We start from the raw sequence: 20,506 nt of genomic DNA, 5'->3' as shown, positions 1-20,506 counted from the left end.
GACCATAGAGCATTGGAACCACCTGATCCCATCCCGAACTCAGCAGTGAAACGATGCATCGCCGATGGTAGTGTGGGGTTTCCCCATGTGAGAGTAGGTCATCGTCAAGATTAAATTCCGAAACCCCAATTGCGAAAGCAGTTGGGGTTTTGTTTTGGGCGCTCGAAAATTCCAGCGCTTCTGGCAACATTAAATAAGCTGCCGTTGAGGGAATTCGATACAAAGTGTTTCTGCATTTTTGCTATGGTGCAGCACATTTTCACAAGGATTGATCCTTATCCGCAGGATGCGGCGTCGACCTTTTCCAACGAGATGCTGTAGAAATGCCTGAACCGATACCTATCAAAGATCACGAAAAAGAAAACCGCCTGGTCAACAAGCGCTTGCTCGCCTGTGCGGTGCTGGTGATTGGGATCACCTGTGCGCTGGTAGGGCGCATGTATTTCCTGCAGGTGGTGCAGTACGACTACCACTCCACAATTTCGGAAAACAACCGGGTCCACGTACTGCCCATCACACCGACTCGCGGCTTGATCTATGACCGTAATGGCGTGGTGCTGGCCGACAACCGCCCTAGTTATAACCTGACCATCACCCGTGAGCGCACCGCCGACCTCAAGGGTGAGCTGGACGAAATCGTCAATCTGTTGCACCTGCCTGCCGAAGACCGTGCGGTGTTTGATAAGGCGCTCAAGCAGGCCCGTCACCCGTTTGTTCCCGTCACGTTGTTCTACGAATTGACCGAAGAGCAGATCGCCGTTTTGGCCGTTAACGAGTTCCGTCTACCTGGTGTGGACGTCGAGCCACAATTCGTTCGCCATTACCCCCTGGGCGCGCACTTTGCCCACTCCATCGGCTACGTTGGCCGCATCAACGAAAAAGAATCCAAGACCCTTGATTCGGTGGAGTACCGCGGTACCCAATCCATCGGCAAAACCGGAATCGAGCGCTTTTACGAGTCAGAACTGCATGGCCATGTCGGTTATGAAGAGGTCGAGACCAACGCACAGGGCCGTGTGCTGCGCGTGCTCAAGCACACCGACCCGATCCCTGGCAAAAACATCGTCCTGAGCCTCGACGTCAAGCTACAGGAAGCCGCCGAAGAGGCCTTGGGCGACCGTCGCGGTTCAGTGGTCGCCCTGGACCCGCAAACCGGTGAAGTACTGGCTATGGTCAGTAAACCGAGTTTCGATCCGAACCTGTTCGTCACCGGCATCAGCTTCAAGGAGTACGCCGCGCTGCACGACTCCATTGACCGGCCGCTGTTCAACCGCGTGCTACGCGGGCTCTACGCGCCAGGTTCAACCATCAAGCCGGAAGTGGCCATTGCCGGTCTCGACAGCGGTGTCGTTACCCCACAAACCCGAGTGTTCGACCCGGGTTACTATCAGTTGCCAGACTTTGACCACAAATACCGCAACTGGAACCACAGCGGTGACGGCTGGGTGGACATGGACGCGGCCATCATGCGTTCCAACGACACTTACTTCTACGACCTGGCCCATAAGCTCGGGATCGACCGCCTGCACGACTATCTGGCCGAGTTCGGCCTGGGCCAGAAAGTGTCCCTGGATATGTTCGAAGAGTCTGCCGGCCTGATGCCATCCCAAGCCTGGAAGCGTGCGACCCGTCGCCAGCCGTGGTTCCCAGGCGAAACCGTGATCCTCGGCATTGGCCAAGGCTATATGCAGGTGACGCCACTGCAATTGGCCCAGGCCACAGCATTGATTGCCAACAAAGGTGTATGGAACCGCCCGCACCTGGCCAAGACCATCAATGGCGTGGCGCCTGTAGATGAGCACCCAATGCCCAACGTGGTGCTCAAGGACCCGCGTGACTGGGAGCAGGTCAACCACGGCATGCAATTGGTGATGCACGATCCACGCGGTATCGCCCGAGCGGCAGCACAAGGCGCCCAATACCGTATCGCCGGCAAGAGTGGTACCGCCCAGGTGGTGGCGATCAAACAGGGTGAGCGCTACAACCGCAACAAGACCTTGGAGCGGCATCGCGATAACGCCTTGTTCGTCGGCTTCGCGCCGGCCGAACATCCGAAAATCGTGATTTCAGTCATGATCGAAAACGGTGAGGCCGGCGGCCGTGTAGCCGGGCCTGTGGTGCGCCAGATCATGGATGCCTGGCTGCTCGACCAGGAAGGCCACCTCAAGCCGCAATACGCGGCGCCGGCCAAGGCGCCGGGTGATCCACGGGTTTGACTCAGACCTTCCATTCGTCCCAGCGCGCTACGCCGTCATAGGCCAGCCAGGGCACTTCATGGGCCGTCCAGATATGCGAGGTGGGCCTGACGCCCGGATCATCATCTAGCGTCGCCACCCGCACGATCACGTGGGGCTGATGCCCACGTTCAGCAATTAGATGCGCGCCGCAACGCGAGCAGAAATGCCTGAATTTGCCCGGCGAAGATTCAAAGGACGACAGCAGCTCCTCACCCTGCGTCCAGCGAAAATGCTCACGCATCACCCCGGCCGTGGCAACAAACGCGGCCGCGTGTGCCTTGCGGCAGCTTTCGCAGTGGCAGTGGCTGATGGGCATGTCCAGGCTGTCGACTTGGTAGCGCACACCTTTGCACAAGCAACTTCCATTCAGTGGGTCAGTCATAACCTATGGCCAGGCAAGGAGGGGGTCATCATCATCGCGCACAACGCAAGGTTGCGCATTGGTTGATGTCGCCTAGTGTTCAGTGAAGGAGGTGACTCATGCACGTATTAGATCGCATCGAACGCAAGGTGCTGCTCAGCGCATCACGTAAACAGGTCTGGGAGGCACTCACGCAGGCCGAGCAATTTGGTAACTGGTTCGGTATCGCGCTTAAAGGTAAAACCTTTGTGGCCGGAGAAACCATCGAAGCGCCAATTACCTACCCAGGTTACGAACATGTCGTGTGGAAGGCCAGGATCGAACGCATCCTGCCCCAAACGCTGTTTTCTTTCTGGTGGCATCCTTTTGCAGTGGAAGAGGGCGTCGACTACGACAAGGAAACACCGACGCTGGTGGAGTTCACGATTGAGGATCGCGCTCCAGGCATCCTCTTGCGGGTCGTCGAGTCCGGGTTTGACCAGATCCCCGAAGCGCGGCGCCAGAAAGCCTTCAAGATGAACTCCCGTGGCTGGGACGAACAAATGGGCAATATCGAAAGCTATCTGAATCAAGCCTGACCCGAACGGGCATCATGGTTGATGCCCGGCTTCACGCCAGCGTGCATTCGATTGCTTTAGAAACTCATCTGCCACTGGCCGACCACCGCATGATTGCGGCTATTGCTACCCAGCTCGCCGTTATAACCGACACCCAGGTTCTGCTGCGCAGACAAACCCACCGCCAACCCCACTTCAACCATCAAGCCGTCGCGGTCCAGTGCGCTGCCTTCAATATTGAACGCGTCGCCGCCAATCAAAAAAGCCTGCCGAGTCTTACTGTCGACATTGCCATAGAGGTGCCGCCAGCCGAAGCTGGCCTGCGGGGTCAGGCTGATGCCATTGTCCAGTTGGCTCAGATGAGCCAGGCGCACCCCGAAGGTACTGCTGACATTGTCCTGGGTTTGTGCATCCACCTTGAGTGAAGCATCGCCGCCTTTCTCGCGGTAGTTGTCGCGGTGATAGCGCTGATAGCCGAGGTTGGCGAAGGGTTCGATATTCAATCGGCCGTTACCCAGCATGTAACCCATCTCGGCAAAGGCTTGCTGGCTATTGGCATCGTAATCACCCTTGGGGCGCTCGCTGAAACCTGCGAATTCCACTGTGCGCTTGTTGTTACCCCTGTGCTGGCTGTACGCAGCCCCCAGGCGCAACGCAACTGGGCCATCCTGGCGTACGGCATATGCCCCCGCGTGCCAGCTGCGCAATGAATTATCGACGTTGTGGCTGTCCATATCGGTCTTCGAATAGCCGCCCAGTACACCCAGGCGCCAGAGAGGCGACAAGGACCAGTCAATACCCAGCAGACTGCCTTGTGTGCGTTGCTGTGAAGACGCATTGCCGTGTTGACCATCAAGCTTGCCGTAGCTGCCGATACCTTGCAGCCACACGCGGCCTCGCGCGTTTGGATCATTCAAGTTGCGGGCACTGCTGGGGATGCCACTTATGGCCAGCTCAGGTGTTTGTACTGGATCAAGCCCGACGAGCAAGCTTGAACTGCTGCTCATCTGGCGCATGGCCGACAGCATGGACGTGGCCACCTGGCTGCTGGCCGCCAGTGTGGCACTGGCGAGGTTGGCGTTGCTGCTGCCTGCCAGGGCCTCGAGCGCGGCGCTGGCCGTAGTCTCCGAGGTGGCCAGCAGCGCGTCGTAGAGCGGGTTGGGGTTTCGCATCATGGAGGGCGGGGGGAAACTGCCATCCCAGTTGCTCCAGTGGCGCCACGTGATGGACTCGATGCTGTTGACTGCGTGGGCGGCGTTACGGGTACGGGCGTAATCGATGAACTCGACATCGTTGCGTGTGTAGCTCAGGTTCACCCGGTTATTGTCGTAGCTGAGTGTTGGCGTCAGGAAGGCGTAGTAGCTGCGCAGGTTGGAGTCATCAAAGGTCCCCGTGATGCTGCCTGCTTGCAGGACCGTGTACGTGCTGTGCCAGGGATAGTCCATCGAGTAACCCGGCTGCGGCCACAAATAGGCACCGTTGAGGCTGGCATTGCCGACCACATGGGTGGTCGCAGCACTGCCGTCGGGATAAGTAGCGAACTCGAATGCAGAGCCTGGCTTCATGATCAGGTTGCCGTTGACCTGAGGAGCGCCGACAACGGTATCCGTGATCAATCTCCCGCTGACGGTAAGATTGTTGACTGAGCCTCGGCCCCGGTAAGTCGCGCCTTGGTCGACGATCACGTCACCAGCGATGTTGCCCTGGTTGTTTAAGTGACCATTGGCAGAGAGGCGTGCGCCTTCGCTGAAATCGCCGCGACCATTGAGTACCCAGTAGCCGCGACTCACTTGTAGTACGTCAAAATTGCGCGTCGCCTCGACCGTCCCGTCGGGTTCACGCGTATCTGAAGGATAATATTGGTAGCCCTCCAGAATCATGGTGTTATGCCCTGCGCCGCCGTCAACTAACCCCTCAAAACGGGCGCCGGGGTACAGCGTCAAGGTGTCGTTGCCGCCCCCCATGTCCAGGGCTACACCATTACTCCCGCTGATCAGGGCACCGTTGAATACCCGGTCGTCGAAATTACCGATAAAGCGTGCGCCATAGCCATCAAGCCCACGCAGGTCGACGAAATTTCTCAGCTCCGTTGCGCCGGTTGCCGGCCCATCATGGCCATCACTGACTAAGAGGCCATTGTTGGTACCTGTGATTGAGCCGGTACGTGGAATGCCTGTGGAAGGATCAAACCTGCCGCCGTTGAACAGGTAGCCACCGCCAATCGATACCCCATCGCTGGTGTTGGCTCGTCCATTTTTGTCCGCTCCACCGGCGCCCCATGCCCGGATAACGCCAGAGTTTTCGATGTGGGCAATGCCTCCTATGCGTAGGCCATCGCCGTCGATATTCTCCAGGCGTCCTTCTCGTGCGCCAGTGATCGTGCCGTCGTTGTAAACCGTGGCATCACCCGTTATCGAAACCCCAGCGCCGTCACGTCCGGTAAGCGTGCCATTATTGCTCAGCAAATTGAGTTGTTCGCCTGAGATTGCATGCCGGGCGCCCGAGATTACCCCGGTGTTGTCGATGCGCACATCGGTCGCAGCGCCCAGGCTGATCGCGTCTAATTTATCGGCACTGATCGAGCCGTCATTTTGAATGAAGACATTGCGTTGCCAATCAGGCAGGTTTTGGCGAACGCTGACGGCGGTCGTATGGGTGGTGATGCTGCCGGTCTTGGTCACCCACAAACTGGGATTGTAAAAATAGCCACTGCCCACGGTGAGCGGGGTATTGGTTGGGGTATCGATGAATGCTTGAGCAAGGCTGGCAGGAGAAAGCGAGGCGCCGGAAACAATCAACGAAATAGTCAGGGCCAGACGGCGGGGGACGAACGACATGCGCGAAATCCTTTTCTTGAATCGCGCTATCTTCCTATATAGCCATTTGATATTGCCAGCGCATTCTTATCCTAAAAAGCGATGACATCCTTTTTATGATATTGCGCGCTAGATGTGCGTTTACCCGACGCCTTGGCCCGGATGCCGAGTAGAATCACGCCCTGAACGCGATTCTTGAGGTGCGGTACGGTGGATTTACAGCAGGGGTTTGTCCTGACCCGGCATTGGCGCGATACCCCGGCGGGTACCGAGGTCAGCTTCTGGCTGGCCACCGACCAAGGGCCACGGTGCATTCGCCTACCCGTGCAGACCTCGGTGGTGTTCATCCCGCAAGCCCACCGCAAGCCGCTCGATTGGCTGCTCAAGGGTGAACGTGATCTCGAGTTGCGCCCCTTGCAGCTATGCGACTTTCATCACCGCCCGGTTCTGGGCCTCTATGCGCGCCAGCACCGCCAGTTGATGGATATCGAGAAGCGCCTGCGCGCTGCCGGAGTCGATGTCTACGAAGGTGACGTGCGCCCGCCGGAGCGCTACATGATGGAGCGTTTTATCACCGCTCCCGTCTGGTTCGGGGGCACCGCTGATGCAAGCGGCACCGTGCTCGACGCGCAGATGAAGCCTGCCCCCGACTATCGCCCGCCCTTGAAGCTGGTGTCCCTGGATATCGAGACCACCGCCCAGGGCGATCTCTATTCCATCGCCCTCGAAGGCTGCGGCGAGCGCCAGGTGTACATGCTCGGCCCGCCGAACAAAACCGACGCGGTGGATTTCAAGCTCGACTATTGCGACACCCGTGCTCAACTGCTCGAGCGCCTCAACCAATGGCTGGCCACTTTCGACCCCGACGCGATCATCGGCTGGAATGTGGTGCAGTTCGACCTGCGCGTACTCCACGAACACGCCCAGCGCCTGAACGTGCCGCTGTTGCTGGGGCGTGGCGGTGAAACCATGGCCTGGCGCGAACATGGCAGCCGCAATCACTACTTCGCGGCGGCGGCGGGGCGGTTGATCATCGACGGTATCGAAGCGTTGCGTTCGGCCACTTGGAGTTTTGAATCCTTCAGTCTTGAAAACGTCGCGCAAACCCTGCTTGGCGAAGGCAAGGACATTTCCACGCCGTACCAGCGCATGGACGAAATCAACCGCATGTTCGCCGAGGACAAACCCGCCCTGGCGCGCTACAACCTCAAGGACTGCGAACTGGTCACGCGGATTTTCGAGAAGACCGAGCTGCTCAAGTTCTTGCTCGAACGCGCCAGCGTCACCGGGTTGCCGGCCGACCGTAACGGCGGCTCGGTGGCCGCCTTCACCCACCTGTACATGCCGTTGATGCACCGCCAGGGTTTCGTCGCGCCGAACCTGGGCGACAAACCGCCCCAAGCCAGCCCCGGCGGGTTTGTCATGGACTCGCGCCCGGGCCTCTATGAATCGGTGCTGGTGCTGGACTACAAAAGCCTTTACCCATCGATCATCCGTAGTTTCCTCATCGACCCGGTCGGCTTGATCGAAGGCCTCAAGCATCCTGACGACAGCGACTCGGTGGAAGGCTTTCGCGGCGCACGCTTCTCCCGCACCCGGCATTGCCTGCCGTCCATCGTCACCCGGGTGTCCGAAGGCCGCGAAGAGGCCAAGCGCGAGCGCAATGCGCCGTTGTCCCAGGCACTGAAGATCATCATGAACGCCTTTTACGGTGTGCTCGGCTCCAGCGGCTGCCGGTTCTTCGACACCCGGCTGGCATCCTCGATCACCCTGCGGGGGCACCAGATCATGCGCCAGACCCGCGCGCTGGTTGAGGCCCAAGGGTACGAGGTGATTTACGGTGACACCGACTCCACCTTCGTCTGGCTGGGCAGCGCGCACTCTGCGCAGGACGCCAATCGCATCGGCCTGGCGCTGGTGCAGCACGTCAACGACTGGTGGCGCGTGCACCTGAGCAACGAGTACGGCCTGCAAAGCGCCCTGGAGCTGCAATACGAAACCCACTTCAGCCGCTTCCTGATGCCGACCATTCGTGGCGCCGAGGAGGGCAGCAAAAAGCGCTATGCGGGCCTGGTCGTGCGCGAAGATGGCGGCGAAGAAATGGTCTACAAAGGCCTGGAAACCGTGCGCAGCGACTGGTCGCCCCTGGCCCGGCAATTCCAGCAGGAACTCTACCAACGCATCTTCCATCGCCAACCCCATCAAGACTACATACGCGATTACGTGCGGCGTACCTTGAGCGGCGAATTCGATGAGTTGCTGATCTACCGCAAACGCCTGCGCCGGCCCTTGCACGACTACGAACGCAACGTCCCGCCCCACGTACGCGCCGCGCGCCTGGCGGATGAGTACAACGATCGCCTGGGCCGCCCGCGCCAGTACCAGCGCGGTGGCTGGATCAGCTACGTGATCAGCGTCAACGGCCCGGAACCGCTGGAAGTGCGGCAGGCGCCCATCGACTACGACCACTACGTCACGCGCCAATTGCAGCCCGTGGCTGACGCAATCTTGCCGTTCGTGAATGACGATTTCGGTACCCTGGTAGGCGGGCAGATGGGGCTATTCTAGATAATCACCACAGGCTCAATATTGCCCATCGCTCAGGAGGAAACGCCCATGTACACCCTTTACGGCACCGACGAATCCGGATCCTGCATGATCGAAATCGCCCTGCAGCGCTGCGCAGTGCCGTGGCATCGCGTGCAGGCCAGTTCCTGGCAGGACGGCGAGGGTAGCGACGCCCTTGCACGTATCAATCCACTCAAGCAGATCCCCACCCTGGTCACTCCAAATGGCCAGGTACTGACCGAAAGCGCCGCGATCCTGATCCACCTGGGCCTGGAGTATCCCAAGGCCGAGTTGCTGGCTGGCGATCGTACGCAGATCCTGCGCGGCTTGCTGTATATCGCCGCCAACTGCTATTCGGCGATCGGCATCATCGACTACCCGCAACGCTGGTTGGGCAATGCCGATGAGGTGCAGCAAGCACAACTGGTCAGCGGCACACGGCGCTACCTGCATCAGGCCTGGGTCGTGTTTGCCGATCAGTTTGCCGGCCAACTGTTTACACCCAGCAACGCGCCGAATGCACTGGGCATCATGGCGGCGGCGGTATCGCGTTGGGACGACGCGCGCGAGGTGCTCGGCAACCTGGCGCCGGGCTTTGCGCAGAGCCTGGAGCGGGTAGACGCCGACCCTGTCGTGGCCCCCGTTTTTGCCCGGCATTGGCCGCAGTGGAAGGTCTCGTAACCGGAAGAAACAATGACCAGGCCACTGTCCAAGCCCTTGCGTAGCGGGCTTCCTGACCTACGCTTCTCAAGGTGGTGTAGGAATCATCCTTGAATTTGGCTGTCGCAGACATGAAACTCAAGAACCCTGCATGGAATTCAAAGGAGGTGCGCATGCTCATCCGGTCGCTGACCCTGGCTACCTTGATGGCTTTTACGGGGCCGTTGTTGGCCGCTGATGATAATCCGCTCAAGCAGGAGTTGGGCAAGACGCGCCCCCTGGTGGTCGTGGAGCTTGATGCTGGAAACCCGACACTGGCAACGCTGAAGAAACAACTGGAAGAGGCTGCCATCAAGCAGTCCTTCGAAGAGCGCAGCATGGTGTTCTATACCGTGAAGTTCGGCAGCATTGGCGCTGAAGGAGAGAAGTTCGCCAAGGACCCAAAGGACAGCAAGAAGCTCACGCCGCCTGAAACCAACGCGCTGATCCGCGCCCTCAAGCTCGGCGTCGGCAGCGGCACCAAGGTGATTCTGATCGGCAAGGACGGCGAGAAGAAACTCGAAAAAACCGTGCCACCGGACAGCCTTGACCTGAAGGAGTTCTTCAGCGCCATTGACCAGATGCCTCAGGCGGAAAAGGAGCTTGCCGCACCTGCGGAGCCGGAGCCTGTTCCAGCCGCGCCAGCGGCTGCGGCCAAGGGCACCAAGCCCGCCAAGCCCGGCAACAAAGCCCCCAAGCCGCTGGAAGATTGAACAGGTCCCCTCCCACCGTTCTGGTGGGAACCGGCCTCAGGCTTTCCACGGCTTGAGCCAAAACCCCAACCCCACCAACACCAGCGCGCCGGCCAGGCTACTCAACCCCAACTGCCACCCATCGTTGTGCAAGGGGTGCAGGGCCAGCGCCGCCACACCCAACAGCACCCCGCTCAAGCCCCACTGCAATGGCCAGCCCAGTTGGCCGAGCAGTTGCTGGCGGTGCATCAGCAACAAGTTCGTCACCACGACGCCACCCAACGCCGCCAAGGCGATCCCCGGCAGGCCGATACAATAGGGCAGCACCACCAGCAAGGCGGCGTTGACCAGACTGCCCAGCAGTTCGCAATTGAGCGGCAGGCGCGTGTCGCCGCTGGCATAGGCATAGCGAGCGAGCATCGCGTTCCAGGCGCCAAACACCAGAGGCGTGGCGAACCAGGCCAGCAGCGCCGGCAGTGGGCCATCGACGCTCTGGGCGGGCATCAGCAGATGGATCAGCGTGGGGCTGGCGCCAATCAGGCCGAAGGCCGCAGGCAGGCTCAGCAGGGTCGCTGCATCCAGGCCGCGACGCAGCAGGGCCAGGCGCTGCTGACCTTGTTCGCCGCTCATCATGCCCAGCAGCACTTGGTTGAGGCTCATCAGGGCGATCAATGGCAGGTTGATCAGCTTGCGTGCGAGGTTAACCCACGTCACCGCGCCTTCCCCCAGGAAACTGGCGATCAATCGCTCCAGTAGCGCCAGGCCCTGGCTGGCCACGTTGCTGGCCAACAACGGGCCGATGCGGCCCAGCAATTCGCGGCCTGCCAGCGGGTCGCCGCTGATCTGCCACGGCCGCCAGCCGAAAGACCAGACCGGCACCAGCAACGGCAGGCACATCAACACACTGCCGGCAAAAAAGCTCATGGCCAGTTCGGCACTGTCGCTGGAGCTGCCACGGATAAACAGGTACAGCACCGGTGGCAGATTGAACAGTAAAGAGCCCAGGCCCGGCAGGACAAAACGTTGGCGTGCCTGTAAGGGAATACTGAACAGCCCATGCATCACCAGGCCCGGCGCACAGGCGGCCAGCCAACGCAAGTTAGCGGCGGCTTCGGCATGGGCCGCCACGTCCAGGCCGGGGCCGATCAGGCGCACCCACAGCGGCGCGCCCAGCGCCAGTACGGCAAACAGCGCCAGGCCCACTCCCAGCAGGCGTGGGGATAGGCTGGCCAGCCAGGCCTGCTGGCGGTGTGGGTCGCGTTGTTGATAGAGGGGCAGGGCAGCCGCCGCAAGCAAGCCGGCGGCCAGGGTCATGCGCAATGCTTCGGGCAAAAACACCGCCACCAGAAACCCGTCGCTGCGACTGCCCGCGCCCCAGGCCGCCACCAGCAGCCATTCGCGGGCGAAACCGGCGACCAGCCCTGCGAGGGTCGCGAGGGTCAGCCAGAGCGTGCTGCCGAACATCAGTGAAACAGGGTGAACAGGCCTTTGCCACCCACCTTGTAGTTCAGATCATGGCAACGTTCGCCCATGATTTTGGCCCCGGAACCGCCAATGATTTTGTAGGGGGCTACTGCCTTGGCCACCACGGTATTGGCGCTGATCACTGAACCATAGCCCAGGTGCGTGCCGTAGCCGATCAACGCCCGGCTGCCGATCCACACGTAGTCGTCGATGTAGATCGGCCCGGAAATCGACCAGAACTCCGGTGCCTGCAAATCATGACTGCCGGCGATGATCAGCACGTGGGAGGCGATCGCCACGTGGTTACCGATCACCAGCCCGGCACGGGCGTCCACCTGGCAATGCCAACCGATTACCGAATCGTCGCCGACCACCAGATTGTGCATGCCCAGCACCTCGGTGTTACGCCACAAGCTGGAGCCCTTGCCGATCTTCGCGCCACCCAGGCGCAGCCAGGCGATGCGTACATGGTGGCTGGGGATCTTGTTGATCAAGATGTTGTAGGCCATGTCCCAGACACTGCGCCACCGGTCTTTGACGGTCGCCCAGTTTTTGCCGTAACGCGGCAGTAGCTGGGCCGCAAGGTCCTGTTTCATCCGGTGGAACAGGCGGCGCGCCACCGGGTGCTCAATCGCGGTTTCCAGATCGATGGAGCTGATCCAGAAGCGCTTGTTGTCGCCTTCGCCTTCTTCAAATACCACGTCGTTGGCCAGGCACCAGTCCAGCGCCTCTTCCAGGTCCGGCAGGCTCACGCCCATTTCAGCGGCCAGCGTGGGGAGGCGGTCACGCAAGTCGGTGGAGTGGATCATCCGGTGCTTCATGGTTGGTTATCCTTTGGCGCAATAGCAGCAACAGGGGCGGTAATGGAGGGGCGCAGACGCACCTGTTGCAGGCTCATGCCCATCAACAGCCAGAACAGCGCGATCAGTACAAAGGTGAAGCTGAAATAATGGTCGAAAATCCCCGTCAGCAGTGCCGCCAACACACCACAGAGGCACCCCAGCCACAGCGCATTGTCGGCGGTGACTTTGCGCACCTGGCCCAGGGGGCGCACTTCGCGCCACCACAACAGGGTGACGGTGATAAACAGCAGCATCCCTGGAATGCCGACTTTGTAGATGAAGTTCAGCCACAGGTTGGAGATCCCCAACAGATTGGAGCCGGGCACGGGCGGGTCGATCTTGAAGCCGATCCCCAGGGGGTAGGTCGCCATGGCGGTGGGGAACCGGGCGTACTCGTCAAAGCGGATTTCGGTACTGGCGTTGGTGGTCGAGAAGATGGTCAGCAAGCGCTCCTGCAACGGCGGATAGAACATCACCAGCGCAACGGCGAACGCCGCCCCGATACCGATGATGCGTCCGCTGTTCGGCACGCGCTTGTAGGCCAGCCAGATCAATACCAGCGCCAGGGCCACGATGGCACCACGGGAAATACTCAGCAGCAGGCCGGCACACCCCAGCACCGCCACCGCCAGGCCCAGGGCCCGACGCCAGCCGCTGCGGGTCCAGCCATAGAACAGCGCCAGGGGAATAAACAGCACCAGCACGCCACCGGTCAGGTTGGGGTGCACCCAGGGCGAGGCCATGCGCGTGTAGTTGGCAGAGAAAATATCTTTCACCGCTTCCGGGTGGGCGTATTTGAGGTCGGTGAGAATATCGATCATCGACATCGCATTGCGCGTCTTCAGGAACATGAAGATCGACAGCAGCAGCATCGCCAGGTTACCCAGCAACAGGGCGACCACCACCTTGTCGCGGTCGGCGTCGGTGCGCAGCAACAGCGGCACGATAAACAACATCGACAGGTTCATCAGCCAGCGCACCCAGTTCACCGGGCCGTTGCCTTCGGCATGGATGATCAGCATGCCCCAGATGAACGGAATGGTGCTGAACAGCATCAGCCACATCAGCGCCCGCTCGGTCGGTCGCCACAGCATGAAGCCACGCGTCTTGCCGATGAAAGATTGCCAGAACACCCCGACCCAGGTCAGCCCCAGCACCGCCTCGCTGACGGTGGTGCGGATGCCCAGTTGCAAGGTGGTGTAGGGAATACTGGTGGCCAGTACCGCGAAAATCAGCAAGCCCCACAGGGGAAAGCGGATCAGGGTCAAGGCCACGGCCACACCGGCCACCACCAGCATGACCTTGATCGGCGACAGAGCCAACAGCAACCCGCCGAACAGAAGGCCCAGCAGCAGACTGACGAATTTTCCTGGCAGCATTAGCGGTCCAATTCCTTGAGCAAAGTGTCCAGGCGCGCGCGATAAGCCGGTTCGGCAAATTGCCGGGCCCAGGCGCGGTGTGTTTCGCCGTCTTGCGTGGCCTCGGCGCCGGCCAGTTGTTGCATGACCTTGTGCAGTTGCTCGGCGTCATGGGGGGCGAAGCGCGGGGCATCGGGCGGCGCGATTTCATCCAGGGCGCTGCCGCGTGCCACCGCTACTGGCGTGCCGACACTCAAGGCTTCCACCACCGGCAGGCCAAAGCCTTCGGCATAGGATGGCTGCCACAGGCACGCGGCATGACGGTAGAGCGCTTGCAGTTGCCCGTCCGATAAACCGCTGCACCAATGCAGGCCCGGCAGCTCACCGAGTGCCGCCGGTACATCGCTGGCGTGGCCCACCAGAACCAAGTCCGGCACATCAGGGTTCAGCGCACGGCAGGCCTGCCATTGGCGCAGAAAGAACTCCATGTTCTTGCGCGGCTCCCGCGTGCCCACCACCAGCCAGTAACGCGCCGGCAGGTTGGCGGGCAGCGGTTCTGGCGCTGCATTCAATTCAGGCACCAGGTTGTTCAGCACGCGGAACTTGGCCCGTGCCCAGGGGAACAGGCGCGCGGCTTCATTGCAGGAAAACTGCGACGGGCACCACACCCGATCAGCCTGCCACACCGACCAGGCAATCGAGGCCCCGTCGATCAGGCGGTAGGCCAGGGCCTTGAGTTTGGAGCGATGGAAGTTGCGGTGGGTCAACTGAAACAGGTCATGCAGCACCAGTACATAGCGGGTGCCGGCGGGTTTACGGCACAACGGCAAGCCCATATTGGCGGTGGCGATGTACAGGTCGATCTGCTGCTCGTGCAGCGCCCTGGGCAAGAACCCGCGCTCGAACCGCAGGCGCACTTGTGGGCGTTGCAGGCCGTCCAGCGGGCTGGCCCAGGCCGGGCAAACGGCAGTCTGGCGCTGCGGATGCTCCAGGGGCGCTTCGCTGAACAGCACCACCTCGGTGTTGCCCCGCGCGCGCAGGGCGTCTTCCAGGGCCACGACCTGGCGGGCGATGCCCGAAGACGGCGCAACCGTGGCGGGGCGATAGTCCAGGGCTACACGCATGGCTGAGACTCCTTGGCGGTGAGCAAGCTGCGGTAGAGGTGCTCCAGTTCATTAGCCGCCACCGCCCAGTCGTGGTATTGCCGCGCGTAGTCGCGTGCCGTATCCGCCAGTCGCCCGGCCAGCGCCGGTTCATCCAGCAGGCGCACAACGGCGTCGGCCAGGGCCTCAGCGTTTTCGCCGGCCAAGTAATGTACCTGTGGCTGTACCGCCAACCCGGACACGCCCTGGGCCGTACTCACCAGCGGCAAGCCGGCGGCCATCGCCTCCAACACCTTGAGCTTGGAGCCGCCGCCATGGCGCAACGGGGCGACAAAACCGGCGCAGCGGCGTTGCAAGGCACACAGGTCGGGAACAAACCCCAGCCACTCGATACGTTCATCGGGCCAGCGCTCGCGCCAGTGTTCGGGTAAGCCATAGCCGACCACTGCCAGGCGTGCGCTCGGGCACTGCAACCAGAGCCTGGGGAAGATCTCGTCGAGCAGCCACTGCACGGCGTCCAGGTTCGGTGCGTACTCGTAATTGCCGACGAACAACAGGCGCTGGCTCTGCGCATCGGCGCTGACCTCGGCAAAGGCGCGGCTGTCGACCCCATTGACCACCACGCTTACCGGCGTCGACGACAACGGCCGCATGGCCTGAGCGTCCGCCTCGGTCACGGCGACCACATGAGCGGCGGCATCGAACGCCTTGCGTTCCCATTGCCGGCAGCGCCACTGGTCATACTGTACAAACGGTGCGGCCCACTTGGGGAAACGGTCGTAAGTGGCGCCGCCGAGGCTCGATTCCAGGTTGTGCTCGGTCAGCACAAACTCGCGCCGTTGCTGCTGCAAGGTGCGCAGAAACGGCTGCAGGCTGTAGCTGTGTTCTACCTGAATCATGTCCCAGCGCTCATTCAACAGTTGCGCAAACTGGGCCTGCAACGGTGCCGACAGGCCGTTGACCGTGGTCAACAGCGGCCAGGGCGCGAACAGGCCGCCGAGCAGGGTTAGTGGATGTTTCAGTGGCCGGCGTGGAACGACGATCAGGCGTTCGAGTAACGGCTCCAAGGCCGCATGCGCCGCGTCATCGGCCGGCGTTTTCGATTGCGCCAGCAGCGTGATGCGATGCCCGCGCTCACTCAAGGTGCGCAGCAAATGGTACTGCCGCGTCTTGCCGCCGCTGGTGGTCGGCCACGGCAGGTAGGGCACAATCCAGAGGATTCTCATGTACAGCTCTCCATGCCCGGGGCTACCACACCAGTATCTGCAAACTTGGCTTCACCGCTGGGCGAATACCGTTGTCGTCGCTCAGGGTTTGCCGGGCGCCGGTCAGCGGGTCCAGCAGTTCTGCGTGTTTGATGCCGGGCAGGCTGATGCTGCTGCCTTTGGCGCTCCAATACATCAGCAGGTGTTTTCCGTCAGGGCGGGTCCAGGCCACGCTGTAGAAGCTGTCCGGTACATCCTGCAACTGCGGCGTGTTGCCGGGTTCAAGCGTGGGGCCGGTAATCTCCAGGAAGCGGGCGAGGGCGGTGTATACCGGCTTGGGTTCGCCATCAAGGTTCAACAGGCCGTAATGCTGGTCGCGTGGCGAGGCGCGTTGGTCGAGGTCGGACAGCGCGAACAGGAAAATCTTCTGGTAGTCCTGGGACGCCATCAACGCCAGGCGGCGCAAGGTGTAGTCGGCCTGCCCGTCGATACCGATCAGGTCCTGCATCTCCTTGGGGCCGGCGTAGCTGGACCAGCCCCACTCGGTGGCCCATACGTTCTTGATCCCGGCGCCGTGCAGCATTGAGTTGAGTTGATCACCGCGCAGCAGCACTTCGTTCTTGCCCGGCTCATCGGTTTCCGGGGTCATCGAATAAGGGTGATAGGCCGCGACCATGCCCAGGTTTTGCACACCCAGCGCGCCGAGTGCTTCGAACATCAGGGTTTTGCCACGCGGCGGCATTTGGCTGTAGTACGCCATGCCGCCCATGACCTGCAGTTTGCCGGGCGCGGCAAGGTTCAGGGCCTGGTGACTGGCCAATAACAATTGCCCGTACTCCTTGGCGTCGACTTTGGGGCGCCAGTTGTTCGGCAGGTTCTGCTCGTTCCACACCTGCCAGGCATCAATAGTGGGGTAGCGTTTGGCCAGAAGTGCCAGGCGCAGCGCGTACACTTCCGGATCCCGCGGTCGGTACTGATCCTGGAACTGCGCACCCTTGGGGGCGGTGGTGATAAAGGGCGCCGAGCCCACCAGGTAAAACACCGAGCGGATTTTTTCAGCGGTCAGGGTGCGGTCCAGTTCATCGAAGGTGTTGAGCTGATAACCGTCTTCTTTGGGTTCCAGGCGATCCCAGTGCAGGTCGACCCGCACCCATTGCAATCCAAGCTTTTTATACTGCTTGATCTGCTTGTGGTACTGCTCGGGTGTGAACCACAGAAAGTGTGCGTTTACGCCGAGAAAGTCCTTCCAGACGACGGTGCGCTCCGGGGCCAGGTTCACCGGCTGCGCATCGACTTTTTCACTCAACAGCAGGGCGCTACCGACGGCGATTGACAGCGCCAGCGGCAAGTAGCGCCACAGTGGGCGAACGGGTGACAGGTTCATCGCAACGGCTCCTCACAAGCATCCCGAAATAATTCAGCAAACCGCTGGGCCGTGTTGGCCCACTGGCGTTGGTGGCCGATTTCTCCAGCCCGGGCGGCCCATTGCTGCGCCTGTTGCGGGTCAAGGATCAAGCGGCTCAAGGCGTTGCTCAAGGACGCTGTATCGCCCTGCTGATAGGTGATGCCATTACCGCCAGCCACCTCTTCGGCAAAGGCGCGGGCGTTGGAGGTGATCACCCCGCGCCCGCATGCATTGGCCCACGACAGCGCGCCACTGGTGCCGCGCATTTGCCCTAGGAAACTGAGTTTTTTCGATTCGCGATAGGGCAGCACCATCACGTGGTGCGCCTGGATCGTAGAAGGGATCTGCGCCGATGGCAGGTCCAGTTGCCAGTCCACCACATCCTCAAGATGCAGGGCGCTGATCTGCTCGCGCAGGCCATCAAGGTAGTTGCCGGCGGGGTCAAAGGTCATTTCCGGCGCGGTGCCACCGGCCAGGGTCAGGCGTACCTGGCTTCGGCATTGCGGGTGGGCGGCCAGTGACTGGGCCAGGGCCTGGAGCAGGTCTTCAATGCCCTTGCCACGGTAGATAAAACCGAAATACAGCAGGCGCAACGGTGCCAGTGGCGGCAACGCCTGGGGCACGATGGGCAGGTTGCCATGGGCAATCACCGCCACCTGTTGCGGGTGCAGGCCCATGCGCTGGCGCAGGCAGTCGCCGCCCAGGCGGGTGAGGGTGATCAGCCGGCGCATACCTTTGGCCAGGCGCCGCTCTTCGTGCAAGGTCAACGGGTCGGCCAGCAGCGCCGCCGCCTGGGGCAGCGGATGGGGCAGGCGTTCAAGTAGGGTCAAGGGGAAAAACAGCTTGGCCCGGCGCCAGATCAGGCGCTCCGGGTCATGCACCGTGGCGGTCAACGGCAGGTGCGGTTGCGCCCGGCGCAGGTACTCCAGCGCCTGGAACTCACCGAAGCGCCCACCCCCCAGTTCGGCATGCACCAGGTCCACGCTGGGCCAGTCAAAGGCCTGCAGGCGCTTCAACTGTTCAGGCAATTCCAGGCAGCCGGCGAGCGGGGTCACCACCTCCAGCCCCTGTTCGATCAACGCATGGCGCAGATGCGCGGCGTAATCGGCGATCCCGGTCTGCTCCGGTGGCAGCGGCGCCAGCAGTGCGATACGCATCAGGCCGCCCCGCGCCAGCTGTTGAGTCGTGCCAGCACCTTGGCCGGCACTTCGAAGCGACGGCGGTTGAGGATCATGCCGTCGACTTTGCCGAACGCGGTGGTCAGCAACGACACGGCATTTTCGATCGTCGGTACGGTGCTGGTGCGGGCCTCGATCACCAGTACGATCTGGTCAGCGCGGCGCAGCGTCAGGAAGGCCTGCGGGTTGGAGGACAGCGCCGAGGCGTCCAGCAGCAACACCTCACCCGGCGTTGGCGCGCTCGCCCCATCGACCGAGACGCGGTGACCACGCTCCTCCAGCAGACGCTTGAGTTGCAAGGTGATAAAAGTCACACCCTCGCCATGGCGCGCCGAGGTCAGGCCCAGGGCAAAACCGTCGGCGGCAATGCGATCCAGGGGTAGCAGGCTGTACAAGCGGTAGAGGCTGGCGGTGACGGCTGCCGGCGTTGCGTCTTGCACATCGGGAATGCTGCTCCACAGCGGCACATGGAACATCTCCTGCAAGCGCGTGCCATCGTGGATGCGCTGGTCCAGCAGGTACAGCACATAGATGGTCAGCAAGCCCACGGCCACGCCGGCGGGAATGGCGAACAACAGCATCAGCAGGCTCTTGGGAAACACGCGGGCCGGGTTAAGGGTGGCGTGTTCGATCAGGGCGATGTTGCTGATCTGGCTGTTGTCCAGTTCGTGGTCGATTCGCGCCTGTTCAAGATTGTCCGAGTACAACGCATAGCTCTTTTCGGCCGTGCGCAGTTGTTGGCTCAGGGTGTTGAGTTGCGGTTCATCGGTCATCGCCTGGTCACGCTGGGCGCGCAGTTCGGCAAGGGTCTTGTCGTAGTTCTCGATTTCCCCGGCCAGTTTGCGCTCTTGCAACTGGGCGTCGATCATTTGCTGTTTAACGTTGATCACCAGGCTGTTGGGCGCGGTGTTCTGCGAGCGTTCCAGGCGTGTAGCTTCCTGGGCGCTGAGGGCTTCCATGTCGCGGATGTTCTGCTCGATCTGATTGACCTGCGGCGTGCCCGGCAGGTAAGTGCGCAGCAGCCGAGCCCGCTCCACTTGCAGCGCATTAAGCTGGCGCTTGAGGTCGAGCTGGGTGGGGTTGAGGCTGGTTTCGCGCATCGTGACCACGTCTGCCGGCTGGCTCTTGATCTGCTGGCTGGCGTTGGCCAGGAGGCTGCGAATCCCCGATATCTGGTTCTGTGCGCTGACCTTGGCATCGGTGACGCGGTCGATCTGGTTGGTCAGGTTCTTCAGGCGTGCATCGACACTGATCGAGTCGATCTGCTTCAAGCGGCCTTGCAACTGATCTTTCAGACTCTGGATGTTCTCTGCCACCTTGGCGCGTTCGGTTTCATAGAAGGTGTGCAGGCTCTTGCGCCCGAGAATTCGTGCACGCTCTTCAAGGTAGGCATTGACCCATTCCTCGACGATTTTTTGCGCCACCGCCGGATCGTCCCAGGTGAAGGAAATCTCGATCACCGAAGAACCCGGCTCGTGACCGGCGGTAAAGTTCTTCTCCAGTGAGGTCGCCAGGCGCTCCAGCGGGCTTTGTTTCTCGGCAAGGCCGACGAACTGCAGCACACTACGAATGCCATTGATGACTTCGCCCACGCCCTTTTTGATGTAGAACTTGGTGACCTTCCAGAAGCCTTGCGGCGGTTCGGCGGTCATCGCCATATAGCGCTCGGCGACGATATGCACGATGGGTCGGCCGGTGAGCATTTTTTCTTCGTCGACAATCGGGTCGTGCTGGGTGCTCGGGGCAATCAGCGTCTGACGGTTGGCGGCTTCGATCGGCAACGTGGTGTTGTCCCGGCCCGGCTTTACCAGCAAGCGTGCGTCCGACTCGTAGCGAGCCGGCAACAGGAAGGCACCCAGCACGGCAACGACGATCGTGGTGATCACGGCCAGTTTGAATTCGCGGCGGTAGATGAAAAACAGCCGCAGCAGGTCGCGAAGAGAGCGGATTTCGATCACAGGATCACTCCATTGCATATGGGGGTTACGAAAGGCGGGAACGCTTGGTTCGAGTGATACGAA

At 61.3% G+C, this 20,506-nt stretch carries 15 protein-coding genes and 1 rRNA gene; 6 read left to right on the top strand and 10 right to left on the bottom strand.

Annotated features, from left to right (window positions below; all coding sequences use genetic code 11):
* Both rrf and mrdA read left to right on the top strand, forming a co-directional pair.
* A 5S ribosomal RNA gene (gene rrf, locus JMV15_RS25860) occupies positions 1-110 on the top strand; the annotation flags it as partial.
* Between the two features lie 213 nt (positions 111-323).
* On the top strand, positions 324-2,216 hold the full coding sequence (gene mrdA / locus JMV15_RS25855) for a penicillin-binding protein 2 (RefSeq protein ID WP_014717825.1): 1,893 nt from the start codon (positions 324-326) through the stop codon (positions 2,214-2,216).
* Position 2,217: 1 nt separating this feature from the next.
* Here the strand turns inward: mrdA and JMV15_RS25850 are convergent, their stop codons facing one another.
* The gene (locus tag JMV15_RS25850; RefSeq protein WP_003190187.1) at positions 2,218-2,619 is read right to left on the bottom strand and encodes a GFA family protein; all 402 of its coding nucleotides are present in this window, start codon (positions 2,617-2,619) and stop codon (positions 2,218-2,220) included.
* Positions 2,620-2,717: 98 nt separating this feature from the next.
* Here JMV15_RS25850 and JMV15_RS25845 point away from each other — a divergent pair, with 98 nt between their 5' ends.
* Positions 2,718-3,176: an SRPBCC family protein gene (locus JMV15_RS25845; protein WP_038449647.1), complete on the top strand. Its 459-nt coding sequence runs from the start codon at positions 2,718-2,720 to the stop codon at positions 3,174-3,176.
* 56 nt (positions 3,177-3,232) lie between these two features.
* On the opposite strand, the gene JMV15_RS25840 is transcribed toward JMV15_RS25845, so the two are convergent.
* Positions 3,233-5,992, bottom strand: a complete 2,760-nt coding sequence (locus tag JMV15_RS25840) for an autotransporter outer membrane beta-barrel domain-containing protein (RefSeq protein WP_038449649.1) — start codon at positions 5,990-5,992, stop codon at positions 3,233-3,235.
* 189 nt (positions 5,993-6,181) lie between these two features.
* Between JMV15_RS25840 and JMV15_RS25835 the strand changes: the two genes are divergently transcribed.
* From JMV15_RS25835 to JMV15_RS25825, 3 genes are all read left to right on the top strand, one after another.
* The gene (locus JMV15_RS25835; RefSeq protein ID WP_038449651.1) at positions 6,182-8,539 is read left to right on the top strand and encodes a DNA polymerase II; all 2,358 of its coding nucleotides are present in this window, start codon (positions 6,182-6,184) and stop codon (positions 8,537-8,539) included.
* Between the two features lie 48 nt (positions 8,540-8,587).
* Positions 8,588-9,220 (top strand): glutathione S-transferase N-terminal domain-containing protein, encoded by a 633-nt coding sequence (locus JMV15_RS25830; RefSeq protein ID WP_014717828.1) that lies wholly within the window; start codon positions 8,588-8,590, stop codon positions 9,218-9,220.
* Positions 9,221-9,372: 152 nt separating this feature from the next.
* Complete coding sequence (locus JMV15_RS25825; protein ID WP_014717829.1) at positions 9,373-9,951, top strand: DUF4174 domain-containing protein; 579 nt, start codon at positions 9,373-9,375, stop codon at positions 9,949-9,951.
* 36 nt (positions 9,952-9,987) lie between these two features.
* Here JMV15_RS25825 and JMV15_RS25820 read toward each other — a convergent pair whose 3' ends face one another.
* The 8 genes from JMV15_RS25820 to JMV15_RS25785 are packed head-to-tail and all read right to left on the bottom strand — an operon-like array spanning position 9,988 to position 20,443.
* Entirely contained in the window at positions 9,988-11,394 is a 1,407-nt protein-coding gene (locus JMV15_RS25820) for a lipid II flippase MurJ (RefSeq protein WP_014717830.1), read from the bottom strand.
* The gene (locus JMV15_RS25815) at positions 11,394-12,215 is read right to left on the bottom strand and encodes an acyltransferase (RefSeq protein WP_014717831.1); all 822 of its coding nucleotides are present in this window, start codon (positions 12,213-12,215) and stop codon (positions 11,394-11,396) included. The genes JMV15_RS25820 and JMV15_RS25815 overlap by 1 nt, the downstream gene beginning before the upstream one ends.
* The gene (locus JMV15_RS25810; RefSeq protein ID WP_014717832.1) at positions 12,212-13,615 is read right to left on the bottom strand and encodes an O-antigen ligase family protein; all 1,404 of its coding nucleotides are present in this window, start codon (positions 13,613-13,615) and stop codon (positions 12,212-12,214) included. The genes JMV15_RS25815 and JMV15_RS25810 overlap by 4 nt, the downstream gene beginning before the upstream one ends.
* The gene (locus JMV15_RS25805; RefSeq protein WP_032903758.1) at positions 13,615-14,718 is read right to left on the bottom strand and encodes a glycosyltransferase family 4 protein; all 1,104 of its coding nucleotides are present in this window, start codon (positions 14,716-14,718) and stop codon (positions 13,615-13,617) included. The genes JMV15_RS25810 and JMV15_RS25805 overlap by 1 nt, the downstream gene beginning before the upstream one ends.
* Positions 14,709-15,923: a glycosyltransferase family 4 protein gene (locus JMV15_RS25800; RefSeq protein WP_201491956.1), complete on the bottom strand. Its 1,215-nt coding sequence runs from the start codon at positions 15,921-15,923 to the stop codon at positions 14,709-14,711. Before JMV15_RS25800 ends, JMV15_RS25805 begins: the two co-directional genes overlap by 10 nt.
* A gap of 22 nt (positions 15,924-15,945) precedes the next feature.
* Positions 15,946-17,286, bottom strand: a complete 1,341-nt coding sequence (locus tag JMV15_RS25795) for a glycoside hydrolase 5 family protein (RefSeq protein WP_201491955.1) — start codon at positions 17,284-17,286, stop codon at positions 15,946-15,948.
* Complete coding sequence (locus JMV15_RS25790) at positions 17,283-18,464, bottom strand: glycosyltransferase (protein WP_038449663.1); 1,182 nt, start codon at positions 18,462-18,464, stop codon at positions 17,283-17,285. The genes JMV15_RS25795 and JMV15_RS25790 overlap by 4 nt, the downstream gene beginning before the upstream one ends.
* Positions 18,464-20,443, bottom strand: coding sequence for a GumC family protein (locus JMV15_RS25785; RefSeq protein ID WP_014717837.1), 1,980 nt, complete (start codon positions 20,441-20,443; stop codon positions 18,464-18,466). The genes JMV15_RS25790 and JMV15_RS25785 overlap by 1 nt, the downstream gene beginning before the upstream one ends.
* Between the last annotated feature and the right edge of the window lie 63 nt (positions 20,444-20,506).

Source organism: Pseudomonas paracarnis (genome assembly GCF_904063055.1).
GTDB lineage: Bacteria > Pseudomonadota > Gammaproteobacteria > Pseudomonadales > Pseudomonadaceae > Aquipseudomonas > Aquipseudomonas paracarnis.
This window is presented reverse-complemented; position numbering and strand designations above follow the sequence as displayed.

What these genes read in the sequence shown, in the direction of transcription:
- mrdA (WP_014717825.1), top strand. Translation starts at nt 324, where the DNA reads ATGCCTGAACCGATACCTATCAAAGATCACGAAAAAGAAAACCGCCTG.
- JMV15_RS25850 (WP_003190187.1), bottom strand. Translation starts at nt 2,619, where the DNA reads ATGACTGACCCACTGAATGGAAGTTGCTTGTGCAAAGGTGTGCGCTAC.
- JMV15_RS25845 (WP_038449647.1), top strand. Translation starts at nt 2,718, where the DNA reads ATGCACGTATTAGATCGCATCGAACGCAAGGTGCTGCTCAGCGCATCA.
- JMV15_RS25840 (WP_038449649.1), bottom strand. Translation starts at nt 5,992, where the DNA reads ATGTCGTTCGTCCCCCGCCGTCTGGCCCTGACTATTTCGTTGATTGTT.
- JMV15_RS25830 (WP_014717828.1), top strand. Translation starts at nt 8,588, where the DNA reads ATGTACACCCTTTACGGCACCGACGAATCCGGATCCTGCATGATCGAA.
- JMV15_RS25825 (WP_014717829.1), top strand. Translation starts at nt 9,373, where the DNA reads ATGCTCATCCGGTCGCTGACCCTGGCTACCTTGATGGCTTTTACGGGG.
- JMV15_RS25820 (WP_014717830.1), bottom strand. Translation starts at nt 11,394, where the DNA reads ATGTTCGGCAGCACGCTCTGGCTGACCCTCGCGACCCTCGCAGGGCTG.
- JMV15_RS25815 (WP_014717831.1), bottom strand. Translation starts at nt 12,215, where the DNA reads ATGAAGCACCGGATGATCCACTCCACCGACTTGCGTGACCGCCTCCCC.
- JMV15_RS25810 (WP_014717832.1), bottom strand. Translation starts at nt 13,615, where the DNA reads ATGCTGCCAGGAAAATTCGTCAGTCTGCTGCTGGGCCTTCTGTTCGGC.
- JMV15_RS25805 (WP_032903758.1), bottom strand. Translation starts at nt 14,718, where the DNA reads ATGCGTGTAGCCCTGGACTATCGCCCCGCCACGGTTGCGCCGTCTTCG.
- JMV15_RS25800 (WP_201491956.1), bottom strand. Translation starts at nt 15,923, where the DNA reads ATGAGAATCCTCTGGATTGTGCCCTACCTGCCGTGGCCGACCACCAGC.
- JMV15_RS25795 (WP_201491955.1), bottom strand. Translation starts at nt 17,286, where the DNA reads ATGAACCTGTCACCCGTTCGCCCACTGTGGCGCTACTTGCCGCTGGCG.
- JMV15_RS25790 (WP_038449663.1), bottom strand. Translation starts at nt 18,464, where the DNA reads ATGCGTATCGCACTGCTGGCGCCGCTGCCACCGGAGCAGACCGGGATC.